A 13,890-nucleotide genomic window follows, 5' to 3' on the forward strand; every position below is an offset into this window, starting at 1 on the left:
AGCCGGGCGCGCTGCGCACCTCGGGGCGCGTGACCAGCGGTTCTCGACGGCGATGAGCGAGCGAAGGGCGGCCATGGCCGCGAGGGCGGCGGTGACGGGAGCGCACGTGCGGCCGCCGCGCCGTTCGTGGTGGTTCGGTGAGCAGCGGCCACGCTGATCCAGGCGGTGACCGGACCCGTCAAACGCCGCCGTTCTCGCTGACATCGACGCCTGACACCAACAGCAGCAAACATCGGCGGTTACGGCCGCTCGCCCACGACTGCCGACATCGGTTAACCGGCTGCATTACCTGGCGCAGCAGGGCTCCGGGAAGCGTGTACGGGCTGGCGCCGGGCACCGCCGTCCGTGGCGCCGGTGGGACCTGCGCAAGGCCTCAGGGCATGGCCTTCCCGGGCCTGCCTTCCCGACCGCGCGGCTAGCGTGCCCGCAGTCTGCGCCACACCGCCCTTGCCGCGTGGTGGCCCGACATCCCGTGCACCCCGGGGCCCGGCGGGGTCGCCGACGAGCAGAGGAAGACAGCCGGGTGCGCGGTGGCGTACGGGACACGGGCGAGCTTGGGGCGGATCACCGTCTGCAGGCCGGCAAAGGCCCCGCAGGCGATGTCGCCGCCGACATAGTTGGGATTGCGCTCGGCCAGCTGCGGCGGTCCGGCGACGGCCCGGGCCAGCACCAGATCGCGGAACCCTGGTGCGAAGCGCTCCAGTTGCCGCTCGATGACCTCGGTGGCGTCGCCGTCCCAGCCGGCCGGCACATGGCCGTAAGCCCACAGCACGTGCTTGCCGGCCGGTGCCCTGCTCGGGTCGATCAGGCTGGGCTGGGCGGCGATCAGGAACGGGACCTTCGGGTCCCGGCCTGCCACCGCCGCGGTCAGCGCCCCGTCGATTTCGCGCGCGGTGGGCCCGAGGTGCACGGTCCCGGCCACGCGGGCCTCTTCCGAGGTCCAGGGCACCGGCCCCGACAGGGCGTAGTCGACCTTGAAGGCGGATGCGCCGTAGCGGTAGTGCCCGTACGCGTCCCCTAGCCCGGCGATCCGCGCGAGCGCGGTGGGCGAGGTGTCGAAGATGTACGCGCGGGCCGGGGGCAGCTCGTCCAGGCGCTTGACCGGCGTGTCCGTCTGGATGGCGCCGCCCTGCTCACGCAGATACGAGGCCAGTGCATCGCTGATCGCCTGGGATCCGCCGCGCGGGACCGGCCAGCCCACCTCATGCGCGGCCAGCGCGAACATCAGGGCGATACCCCCGGTGGCGAGGCCACTGGTGGGCGCGATGGCATGGGCGGCGAGGCCCGCGAGCAGACCGCGGGCCCGCTCGCCGCGGAACCGGCGCGCGATCCAGGTCGCCGGCTGGAGCGCGGTCAGTCCGAAGCGGGCCATGCGGTAGGGGTCACGGGGCAACCCGTCCCAGGGCGTGCGCAGGAAGTCCGCGGCGATGGTGTCCCAGTGGCCGAGGTAGGGGGCGAGGAGCCGTCGGTAGGCGCCCGCGTCGTGGGCGCCGAGCGACATGGCGCTCTCGCCGACCGAGCGGCTGAGCACGGCGGCGCTGCCGTCCGGGAAGGGGTGGGCAAGAGGCAGCTCGGGGTGCAGCCACTCCAGCCCGTGCCGCGCGAGCGGCATGGCATTGAACGCGGGCGAGCCGATGCCGAGTGGATGCACGGCGGAGCACGGGTCGTGGCGGAAGCCGGGGAGGGTGAGCTCCTCCGTTCTCGCACCGCCGCCGATGGTGTCCAGGGCCTCGTACACCGCGACCGAGAAGCCGCGCCTGGCCAGTTCGACAGCGGCTGTCAGTCCGTTGGGTCCAGCCCCCACGACGACGGCATCGAGCATCGACGGCACTCGGACTCCTTTGTCAGCCGGTGGCCAAGAGTCCCAGGATATTCCGCAGCACCGACAGCGGGGGCAGGGATACCCTCCGCCGCGATGGACAACTCGGTGAACAGCACGTTGAACGGCGCGATGAACAGCGCGATCGAAGAAATGGCGCGACGGCTCACGTCCGTGCACGGCGTGCGTGCGGTCGCGCTCGGCGGGAGCCGGGCACGAGGCACGCACGGCCCGGACTCGGACTGGGATGTCGGCGTGTACTACCGGGGCGGCGTCGATGTCGCGGCGATGGCGGCACTGGCCCGTGAGATGACCGGCGAGCCGGTGGAGGTCGCCGGTCCCGGCGGCTGGGGCCCCTGGGTCGACGGCGGTGCCTGGCTGTCGGTGGACGGCGTGGCGGTGGACTGGATCCTGCGGGACCTGGACCGGGTGGAGCACGTCTGGTCCGAGTGCCGGGAAGGGCGGTACGAAACGGGAGTGCAGGCGGGGCATCCACTGGGGTTCTGGTCGCCCGCGTATGCCGGGGAGGTGGCGCTGTGCCGTGTACTGGCCGATCCGCACGGCGAGCTGAGGGTGCTTCGGAGTGAGGCGCAGCGGTATCCGGAGCCCCTGCGCGCGGCGCTGGTGCATGCGGCGTGGGAGGCGGAGTTCTCGGTCGCGGCGGCGCGCAAGTCGGCACGGTCCGCGGACACACTGCATGTGTCGCTGTGCCTGTCCCGGGCGTTCGGTGTGCTGGCGCAGTCGCTGCACGCACACCACCGGGTGTGGTGTCTCAACGAAAAGGGCGCGCTGGCGACGGCCGCGGCGTTCCCCGGTGTCCCGGGGGACTTCACGGCGCGGGTGAGCGCCGCGCTCGCCGGTCTGGACGCGGCAGCCGTGGACTCGGCCGACGGGCTGGTCCGTGAGGTCAGGTCCCTGATGGTCTGACCCGCCGGCCGGCAGCGCGTGTCAGCTCAGCAGCTCCCGTATCCGGTGAGCGGTCGCCTCGTCGCGTGCCGCGGTGAACGGGAGGACATTGCCGCCGACAATCCGGAACGGCTCTCCCGCGAGCGTGACATGTGTCCCGCCCGCCTCCTCCACCAGCAGCAGGCCGGCAGCGTGGTCCCACGCCTGCTCCCACGAGAACGCCACGGCATCCAGGTCCCCGCGGGCCACGTCGAGATACTCCAGGCCCGCCGAGCCGCACGGCCGGGCGTGCACCCCGGGCACGGCAAGGCCGAGCAGCGAGCGCTTCTGGTCCGGCGTCGTGTAGTCCGGGTGGGACATGGCCACCTCGAGCACCGCGCCCGGGGTGGGCGAACCGGCCCGTATCGGCGCACCGTTGAGCCGCGCTCCCCCACCGCGCACCGCGACGGCCAGCTCCTCCAGCACCGGTGCGTACGTCCACGAGGCGAGTACCTCGCCGTGCAGCGCGAGCGCGACCAGGGTGCAGAACCCGGGCTCGCCCTGCACGAACTGCCGGGTGCCGTCGACCGGATCGACGATCCACACCGGCGCGTCGCCGCGCAGCGCCTCGTACACGGACGGGTCCGCGTGCACCGCCTCCTCGCCGACCACGACCGAGCCGGGCAGCAGGGCGGTCAGCGAGGCGGTGAGATGCTCCTCGGCGCTGCGGTCCGCGATCGTCACCAGATCGTGCGGGCCGCTCTTCTCGACGATCTCGTGCGCGGCGAGCTGACGGAAGCGCGGCGTGATCTCGGTGGCGGCCGCCTTGCGGATCGCCTCCTCGACGTCGGACAGGTCCCCGGTCAGAAAGTCATCGATCATGTGTCCAGCTAAGCACGGCCGACTGACATCCCCGTCGACGCCCGGCGACCAGCCGATGGACACCGCCTGACCGCGCGGGCGCGAAAGGGGGAACGCCGGATGACCGTTCGGCGGCCTGCCGGACAACCCCGCATGCCGCGCGGGTTCTCCGGGTTCGCCGGGACGCCCCGTCCCGGAGTGCGTGGCGACCCCACATATCCGGCCTCCGGCTTCCTCACCCACCGTGACGCCTTGCATACGCACGGGCCCGGAGCACGACCCGCGAGGGGCTGTCCGCCGCCAGAAGTGATCACGGATCGCAGATCGCATTTCGCCTGCCGTCACGGCCGCCCGACGTGTGCCGTCACGTGCCGTCGGCCGAGAAGTGCTGGTAGTCGGGAGGGTGCCAGCGACCGCCCCACCGCCAGCCGATGCCCTCCATTGCGGTGGTGATCGCATCACCGTCCGTGATCAGACCCCGTACGGGGCGGTCACGCTCGAGGCAGCGCCTCGCGGCCGCGGGGTGGACGGCGCCCGAGCTGTCCACATACGGGTTCTCCAAAGGATTGATGTCGACCGCGTCGCCGTAGGAGTGCCGGGACAATTGGCGCGGATCGCCCGTCACCCGGCGGCAGTTGAAGGCGGAGGTGTTGTCGTCCGCCATGGCCGCCGCGTCGCTCCCGCCGTAGTCCGCCATCACCCGCATCCGCCGGATCGGGAAGCGCTCGCCGAAGGCCTTCGCGAAGACGCCCAGCAAGGGGCGCACCTCGTCCTGATGGACGATCAGCTCGCCGCGGTGGACACGTCCGTCGAAGCCCCAGTGGTTCATCTCGATCAGCCGCAGCCGGGCCGGTGGCACCGGGCAGCCGGGCTCGTAGCTGGCGCCGAGTTCGGCCCGCGAGACATCCGTGACGCGGGGCGAGAGCCCGACGCCGGGGAATCGGAACGAGTGCGAGGGCGGCGTACCGGCGGCAGCCTGCGCGGGCGTCGCGCCGAGGGCCAGGATCAGGGTCAGGGCCGAGGACAGGGCGGGCGCAACCGCCCGGCGCACGAAATGCACCCTCTCAGGTTAGATCGGACGGCCGTCCCACACCCTGCGAAGCTGCCCCGCCGCACGTCGGAGGGACGCGGTCACCGCCCGGCGTCCTCACCGATCGCGCCCCGAGCCAGCAGCAGCAGCGCGTCCACGAGGTCGTCGGCCGGGCCGCCCGTGGCCATACGGCGCAGTTGCAGGCCCATCACCAGGGCGACGGTGGTCGCAGCGAAGCGCTCGGCGTCCGGGACGCCGAGACCGGTGAGGATCTGGGCCGCGAGGCGGTCGTACGCGGCGAACGCCTCGGCGGCCGCTTCCCGCAGCCGCGCGTCGCGCCCGGCCTGGACGTACAGCTCGAAAGGCGCGATGTGCTCGCTGTCGAAGGCGGTGCCGCCCGCCACCTGCCCCGCCAGAGAGGCGGCGCCCGCGATGTCGATGCCGTCGCTCTGGCACTGGTCGGCCATCTCCGTGAAGCGGCGGGTCTCCTCGCGGACGAAGTGCAGCAGACTTTCGCGCAGCAGGTCGTGCTGGGTCTCGAAGTGGTACGTGACCGAACCCAGCGAGACCCCGGCCTCCTTGGCGATCCGCCGGTTGGTGACCGCCGCGACGCCGTCCTTGCCGATGATGTGCAGGACGGCGGTGATGATGCGCTGCCGGGTGGGGGCGGAGCGGGCGGCGTTGGACATGACGGTCATTGTTCCACCGGGGCGCTCCTGTTGATCAGGGGGGCGGGTGGGCGCTGCTCGTACCAGCGCTGGTCGGCCTCCAGTTGGGCGGCGAGCGCGATCAGTTTCTCCTCGCTGCCGGCCGGGCCGAGCAGCTGGGCACCGACGGGCAGTTTGTCGGCGGTCAGGCCTGCGGGGACGTTGATGCCGGGCCAGCCGAGGACGTTCCAGGGCCAGGCGTAAGGGCACGCCGCCGTCATCGCGGCGTTGGTGCGCCAGGTGCCGAGGCTGTCGAAGGTGCCGATGCGCGGCGGGGGCGCGGCGGTGGTCGGGGTGAGAATGATGTCGTAGGTGTCGAACATGGCGCCTATGCGGCGGTGCTGATGGATCTCGCGGGCCCGGGCGGCGCGCACGACCGGGCCGCGCAGCAGCCGGGCGCTGCGCATGGCGCTGCGGGTGCGGCGGTCGAGCAGGGCGGGTTCGGGGTGCAGGGCAGCGAGTTCACCGACACCCGTCGTGCCGCGCGGGACCATGCTCAGACCGATCAGCCCGTAACGGGGCCTGGCCTCCTCGACGGTGTGGCCGAGCCGGGCGAGTGCCTCGGCGAGGGCCGTCACGGCGCGGCGTACCTCGGGGTGCGGCTTGGTGCCGGTGAGGGTCAGCGGGGGCCGCCAGGCGAGTGCGATGCGCAGCGTGCCGGGGTCACGGCGTGCGGCGGCCGAGGCGTCGATCGTGTCGGGCCGGTGCAGGTCCTCGAGGTGCGGGCCCTGGACCACGTCGAGCAGCAGGGCCGCGTCGGCGACGGTGCGGGCGATCGGGCCGTTGACCGCGAGCCCCTGGAAGGCGTCGGTGTAGGGGTAGAGGGAGACGCGTCCGCGCTGCGGTTTGATGCCGACGAGATGGGTCCAGGCGGAGGGGATGCGGATGGAGCCCGCGCCGTCGGATCCGAGGGCAGCGGGTACGAGTCCGGCCGCGACGGCCGCGGCAGAACCTCCGGACGAGCCGCCGGGGGTGTGGTCGAGGGACCAGGGGTTGCGGGTGGCGCCGAAGGCGGGTCCTTCGGTGAAGGGCCACTGGCCGAGCTCGCAGGAGTTCGTCTTTCCGACGATCACGGCTCCGGCCGCGCGCAGCCGGCGAGCGGTTTCGCCGTCCGTCGCCGCCGCCGCGGTCTCGCCGCGGCAGCCGAAGAGGGTGGGGAGCCCTGCCACATCGGTGTCGTCCTTGACGGCCATCGGTACGCCGAGCAGCGGCAGCCGTTCCCCCGCGGCCAGTCGCCGGTCGGCCTCCCTGGCCTCGGCGAGCGCCTCCTCGCCACGGACCCAGCGAAAGGCGTTGATGGTGGCCTGACTTGCCTCGATGCGCTCGATGGTGCTCGCCACGAGGGTTTCGGACGTCGTGTGCCCATCCCTCAACTCGCTTATGCGTTCAGCCAGTCCGCCGAATTCGTCTGTGGACACGACCGCCCCGCCTCCTTATTGTTCGTTCGAACGAACAGAACTGGAGGGTAACCAGATGCGCATCACCGGAGCAACCGTTCTGCTCACCGGCGTCACGGGTGGCATCGGCGGGGCGCTCGCCGCCGAACTGACGGCCAAGGGAGCGAAGTTGGTGGTCACCGGCCGCCGTCGTGAGGCGCTGGAACCGTTCGCCGAACGGTACGGCGCGCGCACGGTGCTCGCCGACCTCGGCGACCCCGACGACGTGCGTCGGCTGGCGGACGAGGCCGCGGGCACGGACATCCTGATCGCCAACGCCGCACTGCCGTCCAGCGGCGACGTGCTCGACTACACGCCGGAGCAGATCGACCGTGCCCTTGCGGTGAACCTGCGCGCCCCGGCCATGCTGGCGCGCCTGCTCGCCCCGGCGATGATCGACGCCGGCCGAGGGCACATCGCCTTCGTCGGCTCGCTCTCCGGCAGGGCCGCGACCAAGTCGTCGTCCCTGTACAACGCGACCAAGTTCGGGTTGCGAGGGTTCTCGCTCGCCTTCCGCCAGGATCTGCACGGCACGGGTGTCGGCGTCTCGATCGTCCAGCCCGGCTTCGTACGTGACCTGGGGATGTTCGCCGCCACCGGGTCCAAGACGCCCGGCGGTGTGCGTACGGTGTCCCCGCGTCAGGTCGTCGACGGCGTCGTGCGCGCCGTCGAGCGCAATGTCGCCGAGATCAACGTCGCGCCCCTGGAGCTCCGGCTCCTGACCGCGATCGCCGCCCAGTTCCCCGGCTTCGCCGAGCGGGTGCAGCGGCGGGCGGGCGCCGAGCCGGTGATCCGCAAGATCGTGGAGGCCCAGCGCTCACGCCGCTGAGCAGAGTCCTTGGGGCCCGGACCGGCCGAGGGAGCGGCTGGTCCGGGCACGCGGGCCGGTCTTCAGCGCTGCCTGGCCCGCTCGGGCATCATCAGCAGCATGTAGAGCAGCAGCGATGCCCCGAGACCCACCGCCCAGCCGTAGTTGGCGAGCGGCTTGAGGAGCGGGATCAGGCCGTCCTCGGGGAACGGGCCCTTGCCCGGCGCGGAATGGGAGCCGCCGATGGCCAGCAGCCCGCCGACCGCGAACGCGGCCACCGCGCGCAGATTCCAGCCGGAGGTGTACCAGTAGCGGCTGCCCGGTGTGTACAGACCGGTAGGGTCCAGCACGGTGCGCCGCACCAGCCAGTAGTCGGCGATGAGGATGCCCGCGACCGTGCCGAGCAGTCCGCCGACCAGTCCGAGCCAGGTGAAGATGTACAGCTCGGGCGTCTCGGTGAGCTTCCACGGCATGATCAGCACACCGACGACGCCTGTGATCAGCGCGCCTCTGCGGAAGTTGATGAACCGCGGTGCCAGATTGGCCAGGTCGTACGCGGGCGAGACGACGTTCGCCGCGATGTTCACCGAGATCGTCGCGATCAGCACCGTCACCAGCGCGAACAGCAGCCCGAAGACGTTGTCGGTCTTGGCGGCGAGAGCGACCGGGTCCCAGATGGCGGCGCCGTACACGGCCTGGGAGCCGGAGGTGACGAGCACCGACAGCAGTGCGAACAGGGTCATCGTCGTCGGCAGGCCCAGCGTCTGGCCCCACACCTGCGCACGCTGGCCCTTGCCGAAGCGGGTGAAGTCCGGGATGTTCAGCGACAGCGTGGACCAGAAGGCGATCATGCCCATGAGCGAAGGGAAGAAGACGGGCCAGAAGTCCGCGCCCCAGCCGAGCTGCGACGGCTGGTCCAGCAGCGGCCCGAGGCCGCCCGCCTTGTTCGTGATCCACACGAGCAGGACCAGCGCACCCACGATGACGAAGGGCGCGGCCCAGTTCTCGAACCGGCGCAGTGTCTCCATCCCCCGGTAGATGATGGCGAGTTCGAGTGCCCAGAAGAGCACGAAGCACACCCACAGCGTCCACGGCTGCCCGCCGATCTCCGCCGCCTCCGCCCAGCCGCCGAAAATCTTGCCGAGCAGGATGAAGATGCCCTGGCCGCCGATCCAGGTCTGGATGCCGAACCAGGCGCAGGCGACCCCGGCCCTGATCAGCGCGGGCAGGTTGGCGCCGCGCAGGCCGAACGACGCGCGGGCCAGGACCGGGAAGGGGATGCCGTACTTCGGCCCGGCATGCCCGGTGAGCAGCATCGGCGCCAGCACGATCAGATTGGCCAGCGCGATGGTGAACACCGCCTGCTTCCAGTCCATGCCGAGCGCGACCAGGCCCGAGGCGAGCAGCCAGGACGGGATGTTGTGGGCCATGCCGACCCAGAGGGCCGCGAAGTTGTAGGTCGTCCAGTGACGGTCGGCGATCGGAACGGGCAGCAGATCGTCGTTGACGAAGCGGTTGTCGGCGGGGACCTCGCCGGGTGCGAGCTCGATGCGAGCGGTCTGTACGGACATGGGGGTGGATATCGGCCCGTCGGAGGGAGTGGGGGGAACGGTCGAGGTCATGGCGGCTGACCCTTCAGGCGTGCGCGGTGCGCGGACTTCAGCGGTTGAGTTCGGGGATGATCTCGGAGCCGTACGCGTCGATCGTCGCTTCCTTCGCGTCGTGCATGTTGTAGACCGCGAACTGGTCCACGCCCAGGTCGCGCAGCGCTTCGAGCTTCTCGATGTGCGCGGACGCGGGCCCCAGCAGACAGAAGCGGTCCACGATCTCGTCGGGTACGAAGTCCGTCGACGGGTTCCCGGCCCGGCCGTGGTGGCTGTAGTCGTAGCCGTGCCGCTCCTTGATGTACGCCGTCAGCGCCTCCGGGACCACGTCCGAGTGCTCGCCGTAGCGGGTGACGAGATCGGCGACGTGGTTACCGACCATCCCGCCGAACCAGCGGCACTGGTCGCGGGCGTGCTCCAGGTCGTCACCGACATAGGCGGGGGCGGCGACGCAGATGGTGATGGAGTCGGGATCACGGCCCGCGTCGGCGGCTGCCTGCCGCACGGTCTTGACCATCCACTCCGTCAGATAGAGGTCCGCGAGCTGCAGGATGAAGCCGTCGGCCTTCTGCCCGGCGAGCGCCAGCGCCTTCGGCCCGTACGCCGCCATCCACACCGGCAGCTTTCCGCCCTTCACCCACGGCAGCCGCAGCGGCTGACCGTCGACGACGGCCTCACGGCCCTCGGCCAGGTCGCGGATGACGCCGAGCGCCTCGCCGAGCCTGGCAAGGGTGTTGGGCTTGCGGCCGGCCACCCGCATCGCCGAGTCCCCGCGCCCGATGCCGCACACGGTGCGGTTGCCGTACATGTCGTTGAGCGTGGCGAAGGTGGACGCGGTCACCTCCCAGGTCCTGGTCCCCGGATTGGTGACCATCGGTCCCACGGTCAGCTGCTGGGTGTGTTCGAGGATGCGGCTGTAGATGACGAACGGCTCCTGCCACAGCACCGCGGAGTCGAAGGTCCAGCCATAGCGGAAGCCGTTGCGTTCCGCGCGCCGCATCAGTGAGACGACGGCCGATGCGGGCGGGTCGGTCTGCAGGACGAGTCCGAAGTCCACGTCGGGGCCTCCTGGTTCGGGCTAGTTGAGGTACTGGCAGGTGGAGCGGGGGGTGTAGACACCGTGGCCGGCCCGCCCGGTGAACTCGCGCTGGTCGATGACGACTTCACCGCGCGACAGCACGGTCTCCACCTGACCGGTGACGGTCCTGCCCTCGTACGCCGAGTAGTCGACGTTCATGTGGTGGGTGGTGGCGGAGATGGTCTGCTCGGCGTGCGGGTCGTAGATGACGACATCGGCGTCGGCGCCCGGCGCGATGGTGCCCTTCTTCGGGTAGAGGCCGAACATCCTGGCCGGGGAGGCGCAGGCGATCTCGATCCAGCGGCGACGGCTGATGTGCCCGTCGACGACGGCCTGGTGGAGCAGGTCCATCCGGTTCTCCACACCGGGCAGCCCGTTGGGGATCTTGGAGAAGTCGCCGCGGCCGAGTTCCTTCTGGCCCGAGAAGCAGAACGGGCAGTGGTCGGTGGAGACGACCTGAAGGTCGTTGGTGCGCAGTCCGCGCCACAACGCGGCCTGGTGCTCCTTGGGCCGCAACGGGGTGGAGCAGACGTACTTGGCGCCCTCGAAGCCGGGCTCGGCGAGGTTGTCGGTGGACAGGAACAGATACTGCGGACAGGTCTCGCCGAAGACGGGAAGTCCCTTGTCCCGGGCGGCGGCGAGCTCGGCGACGGCCTCCTCGGCCGATACGTGCACGACGTACAGCGGCGCGTCCGCGACCCGGGCGAGCTGGATGGCGCGATGGGTCGCCTCGGCCTCCAGCAGAGCCCTGCGGACCTCGCCGTGGTAGCGGGGAGAGGTCTCACCGCGGGCGAGGGCCTGTTCGACGAGTACATCGATGGCGATGCCGTTCTCGGCGTGCATCATGATCAGCCCGCCGTTGGTGGACGAGCGCTGCATGGCGCGCAGGATCTGCCCGTCGTCGCTGTAGAAGACGCCGGGGTAGGCCATGAACAGCTTGAAGGAGGTGATGCCCTCCTCCACCAGCAGGTCCATCTCCTTCAGGGACGACTCGTTGACGTCGGAGAGGATCATGTGGAAGCCGTAGTCGATGGCGCAGTTGCCGTCGGCCTTGGCGTACCAGGCGTCCAGGCCCTCCCGAAGCGAGTGGCCCCTGCTCTGCACGGCGAAGTCGACGATGGTGGTGGTGCCGCCCCAGGCGGCCGCGCGCGTACCGGTCTCGAAGGTGTCCGAGGCGAAGGTCCCGCCGAACGGCAGCTCCATATGGGTGTGCGCGTCCACGCCGCCAGGGATGACGTACTTACCGGTGGCGTCGATCGTGCGGTCCGCCGTCCAGGTCTCGGCGGCAGCTGTGCCGTGGGCGGCGAGGGCGGCGATCCGCCCGTCCGCGATGAGCACGTCGGCGTGGATCTCGTCGGCGGCCGTGACGACCAGGCCGCCGCGGACCAGGGTGCGGGTGCTGCTCATGCTGGGTGCGCTCCCTTACGTACGTACAGTCGACTACACGCTGCGCAGCGCCCGTTCGAGGATCGATGCGCCTTCCTCGGCCTCGGCCACGGTCAGTGAGAGCGGCGGGGCGATCCGCAGGACGCTGGTGTTGTGGCCGCCGCCCTTTCCGATCAGCAGCCCGCCCTCGCGCGCGGCCTCCAGGACCTTCGCCGCGGCCTCGGGGTTCGCCAGGTCGGTGCCGGGCCGCACCAGCTCGATGCCGATCATCAGCCCGCGCCCGCGGACCTCCTGTACGGCCGGGACCCCGGCGCCGATGGCGCGCAGCCGCTCGATCAGCAGTCCGCCGACGCGACGGGCGTTGCCCTGGAGGTCGTGCTCCAGCAGATAGGAGAGGTTGGCGACACCGGCGGCCATGGTGATGGGGCTGCCGCCGAAGGTGGAGATGGAGTTGGCGTCCATGCAGTTCATGATCTCGGCGCGGCCGACGACACCGCCGACGGACATGCCGTTGCCGATGCCCTTGGCGAAGGTGAGCAGATCGGGCGGGCCGCTGCCCGCATGCGCCTGCCATCCCCAGAAGTTGTCGCCCGTACGGCCCCAGCCGGTCTGCACCTCGTCGGAGATCCACAGGATCCCGTGCCGGTCGAGCACTTCACGGAAGGCGGCGTAGAGGCCGTCGGGCGGCGAGGTGAAGCCGCCGACGCCCTGGACGGGTTCGGCGATCAGCGCGGCGACGTCGCGGGTGTGGCCCAGCAGGTCCTCGAGGTCGGCGACGCACGCCTCGATGAACTGCGCGTCGGACAGTTGGGCGTAGGGACCGCGGGTACGGACGCCGCCGTGCACGTACAGCGTCTGCAGCGGGGACAGGCTGGTCGGTGACCAGGAGTGGTTCCCGGTGATCGAGACGGCCGAGAAGGACCGGCCGTGGTAACTGTTGCGCATCGCCAGGATCTGGTTGGAGCGGCGGTGGTTGGTGGCGAGCAGCAGCGCGGTGTCGTTGGCCTCGGTGCCGGAGGTGGTGAAGAAGACACGGGCGTCGGGGATGCCGGACAGGGCGGCGATCCGCTCGGCGAGCTCCACCATCGGGCGGTTGAGGTAGAGGGTGGAGGTGTGGATGATCCGCCCGGCCTGGTCGCTCACCGCCTTGGTGACCTCGGGCAGGGCATGGGCGGTCATGGTGGTGAGGATGCCGCCGAAGAAGTCGAGGTAGCGGTTGCCGTCCGCGTCCCAGACGTGGCGGCCCTCGCCGTGGGTGATCTCGATGGGTTGCTTGTAGTAGAGCGCCACCCAGTCGGGGATGACGGCCTTGTGCCGGTCGTACAGGTGGGTCATGGCTGCACCAGGCCCTCGTAGGCGTCGGGGCGGCGGTCGCGGTAGAAGGCCCACTGCTGGCGTACGACGTCGATCAGGTCGAAGTCGAGGTCGCGTACGAGGAGTTCCTCCGCCTTGTCGCTGGCGAGGTCGCCGACGAACTGGCCGCGCGGGTCGACGAAGTAGCTGGTGCCGTAGAAGTCGTTGTCGCCGTACTCCTCCTGGCCGACGCGGTTGATCGCGGCGATGTAGTACTCGTTGGCGACGGCGGCCGCGGGCTGCTCCAGCTGCCAGAGGTAGCCGGACAGACCGCGGGAGGTGGCGGAGGGGTTGTAGACCAATTGGGCGCCCTGGAGGCCGAGTTGGCGCCAGCCCTCGGGGAAGTGGCGGTCGTAGCAGATGTAGACGCCGACCTTGCCGACCGCGGTATCGAACACCGGCCACCCGGCGTTGCCCGGCCTGAAGTAGTACTTCTCCCAGAAGCCCTTGACCTGCGGAATGTGGTGCTTGCGGTACTTGCCGAGGTAGGTGCCGTCGGCGTCGATCACGGCGGCGGTGTTGTAGTAGAAGCCCGCGCCCTCGATCTCGAACACCGGGACCACGATCACCATGCCGGTCTCGCGGGCGAGTTCCTGCATCCGGCGGACGGTCGGACCGTCCGGGACGGGCTCGGCCCAGCGGTAGTGCTCGGGCTCCTGGACCTGGCAGAAGTACGGAGCGTTGAAGACCTCTTGGAATCCGATGACCTTGGCGCCCTGCCGGGCCGCCTCACGGGCGTGTTCCTCATGTTTGGCAATCATGGATTCGGTGTCGCCGGTCCAGGTCGCCTGGACCAGTGCGGCGCGTACGACATTGGCCATGAGTTGCTCCTTCGACGGGACGTCAGAGAGCTCTACGCACGTAGATGCGGTGCGTAGGAAGAGAACGTAAGCCCCGTCACACAGCGGGGCAAGACCATCGTC

General features: G+C 70.7%; 12 protein-coding genes. 2 read left to right on the top strand and 10 right to left on the bottom strand.

Going from position 1 to position 13,890, the window contains the following annotated elements; all coding sequences use genetic code 11:
• Window positions 1-415: 415 nt before the first annotated feature.
• On the bottom strand, window positions 416-1,831 hold the full coding sequence (locus tag ACFYWI_RS23845; RefSeq protein WP_389236101.1) for a phytoene desaturase family protein: 1,416 nt from the start codon (window positions 1,829-1,831) through the stop codon (window positions 416-418).
• Window positions 1,832-1,915: 84 nt separating this feature from the next.
• Here ACFYWI_RS23845 and ACFYWI_RS23850 point away from each other — a divergent pair, with 84 nt between their 5' ends.
• A complete protein-coding gene (locus ACFYWI_RS23850) occupies window positions 1,916-2,746 on the top strand; it encodes a nucleotidyltransferase family protein (RefSeq protein WP_389236103.1) in 831 nt (276 codons plus the stop codon).
• A gap of 21 nt (window positions 2,747-2,767) precedes the next feature.
• On the opposite strand, the gene ACFYWI_RS23855 is transcribed toward ACFYWI_RS23850, so the two are convergent.
• The 4 genes from ACFYWI_RS23855 to ACFYWI_RS23870 all read right to left on the bottom strand — a co-directional run bounded on the left by ACFYWI_RS23855 (window position 2,768) and on the right by ACFYWI_RS23870 (window position 6,720).
• Window positions 2,768-3,586, bottom strand: a complete 819-nt coding sequence (locus ACFYWI_RS23855; RefSeq protein ID WP_389236105.1) for an inositol monophosphatase family protein — start codon at window positions 3,584-3,586, stop codon at window positions 2,768-2,770.
• A gap of 343 nt (window positions 3,587-3,929) precedes the next feature.
• Entirely contained in the window at window positions 3,930-4,625 is a 696-nt protein-coding gene (locus ACFYWI_RS23860) for a M15 family metallopeptidase (RefSeq protein WP_389236107.1), read from the bottom strand.
• Window positions 4,626-4,696: 71 nt separating this feature from the next.
• A complete protein-coding gene (locus ACFYWI_RS23865; protein ID WP_389236109.1) occupies window positions 4,697-5,284 on the bottom strand; it encodes a TetR/AcrR family transcriptional regulator in 588 nt (195 codons plus the stop codon).
• 5 nt (window positions 5,285-5,289) lie between these two features.
• Window positions 5,290-6,720 carry an amidase gene (locus tag ACFYWI_RS23870; protein WP_389236111.1) on the bottom strand — a complete coding sequence of 477 codons (1,431 nt, stop codon included), beginning with the start codon at window positions 6,718-6,720 and terminating at the stop codon, window positions 5,290-5,292.
• Window positions 6,721-6,775: 55 nt separating this feature from the next.
• Between ACFYWI_RS23870 and ACFYWI_RS23875 the strand changes: the two genes are divergently transcribed.
• Window positions 6,776-7,567 (top strand): SDR family NAD(P)-dependent oxidoreductase, encoded by a 792-nt coding sequence (locus tag ACFYWI_RS23875; protein ID WP_389236113.1) that lies wholly within the window; start codon window positions 6,776-6,778, stop codon window positions 7,565-7,567.
• Between the two features lie 62 nt (window positions 7,568-7,629).
• Here the strand turns inward: ACFYWI_RS23875 and ACFYWI_RS23880 are convergent, their stop codons facing one another.
• From ACFYWI_RS23880 to ACFYWI_RS23900, 5 genes are read right to left on the bottom strand one after another with little or no spacing between them, the layout of a single operon-like run.
• A complete protein-coding gene (locus ACFYWI_RS23880) occupies window positions 7,630-9,168 on the bottom strand; it encodes an NCS1 family nucleobase:cation symporter-1 (RefSeq protein WP_389236115.1) in 1,539 nt (512 codons plus the stop codon).
• Window positions 9,169-9,205: 37 nt separating this feature from the next.
• Window positions 9,206-10,207, bottom strand: coding sequence for a TIGR03842 family LLM class F420-dependent oxidoreductase (locus ACFYWI_RS23885; protein ID WP_389236117.1), 1,002 nt, complete (start codon window positions 10,205-10,207; stop codon window positions 9,206-9,208).
• Window positions 10,208-10,228: 21 nt separating this feature from the next.
• Complete coding sequence (gene hydA, locus ACFYWI_RS23890; protein ID WP_389236119.1) at window positions 10,229-11,635, bottom strand: dihydropyrimidinase; 1,407 nt, start codon at window positions 11,633-11,635, stop codon at window positions 10,229-10,231.
• A gap of 33 nt (window positions 11,636-11,668) precedes the next feature.
• Window positions 11,669-12,949 (bottom strand): aspartate aminotransferase family protein, encoded by a 1,281-nt coding sequence (locus ACFYWI_RS23895; RefSeq protein WP_389236121.1) that lies wholly within the window; start codon window positions 12,947-12,949, stop codon window positions 11,669-11,671.
• Window positions 12,946-13,788, bottom strand: a complete 843-nt coding sequence (locus ACFYWI_RS23900; protein WP_389236123.1) for a nitrilase-related carbon-nitrogen hydrolase — start codon at window positions 13,786-13,788, stop codon at window positions 12,946-12,948. The genes ACFYWI_RS23895 and ACFYWI_RS23900 overlap by 4 nt, the downstream gene beginning before the upstream one ends.
• Between the last annotated feature and the right edge of the window lie 102 nt (window positions 13,789-13,890).

Origin of the sequence: Streptomyces sp. NPDC002889 (assembly GCF_042888425.1) — a bacterium.
Classification (GTDB): Bacteria; Actinomycetota; Actinomycetes; order Streptomycetales; family Streptomycetaceae; genus Streptomyces.

Bases quoted from the DNA above. Each gene is read 5' to 3' on its own strand.
- ACFYWI_RS23850 (WP_389236103.1), top strand. From the start codon at position 1,916: ATGGACAACTCGGTGAACAGCACGTTGAACGGCGCGATGAACAGCGCG.
- ACFYWI_RS23855 (WP_389236105.1), bottom strand. From the start codon at position 3,586: ATGATCGATGACTTTCTGACCGGGGACCTGTCCGACGTCGAGGAGGCG.
- ACFYWI_RS23865 (WP_389236109.1), bottom strand. From the start codon at position 5,284: ATGTCCAACGCCGCCCGCTCCGCCCCCACCCGGCAGCGCATCATCACC.
- ACFYWI_RS23875 (WP_389236113.1), top strand. From the start codon at position 6,776: ATGCGCATCACCGGAGCAACCGTTCTGCTCACCGGCGTCACGGGTGGC.
- ACFYWI_RS23880 (WP_389236115.1), bottom strand. From the start codon at position 9,168: ATGACCTCGACCGTTCCCCCCACTCCCTCCGACGGGCCGATATCCACC.
- hydA (WP_389236119.1), bottom strand. From the start codon at position 11,635: ATGAGCAGCACCCGCACCCTGGTCCGCGGCGGCCTGGTCGTCACGGCC.
- ACFYWI_RS23895 (WP_389236121.1), bottom strand. From the start codon at position 12,949: ATGACCCACCTGTACGACCGGCACAAGGCCGTCATCCCCGACTGGGTG.
- ACFYWI_RS23900 (WP_389236123.1), bottom strand. From the start codon at position 13,788: ATGGCCAATGTCGTACGCGCCGCACTGGTCCAGGCGACCTGGACCGGC.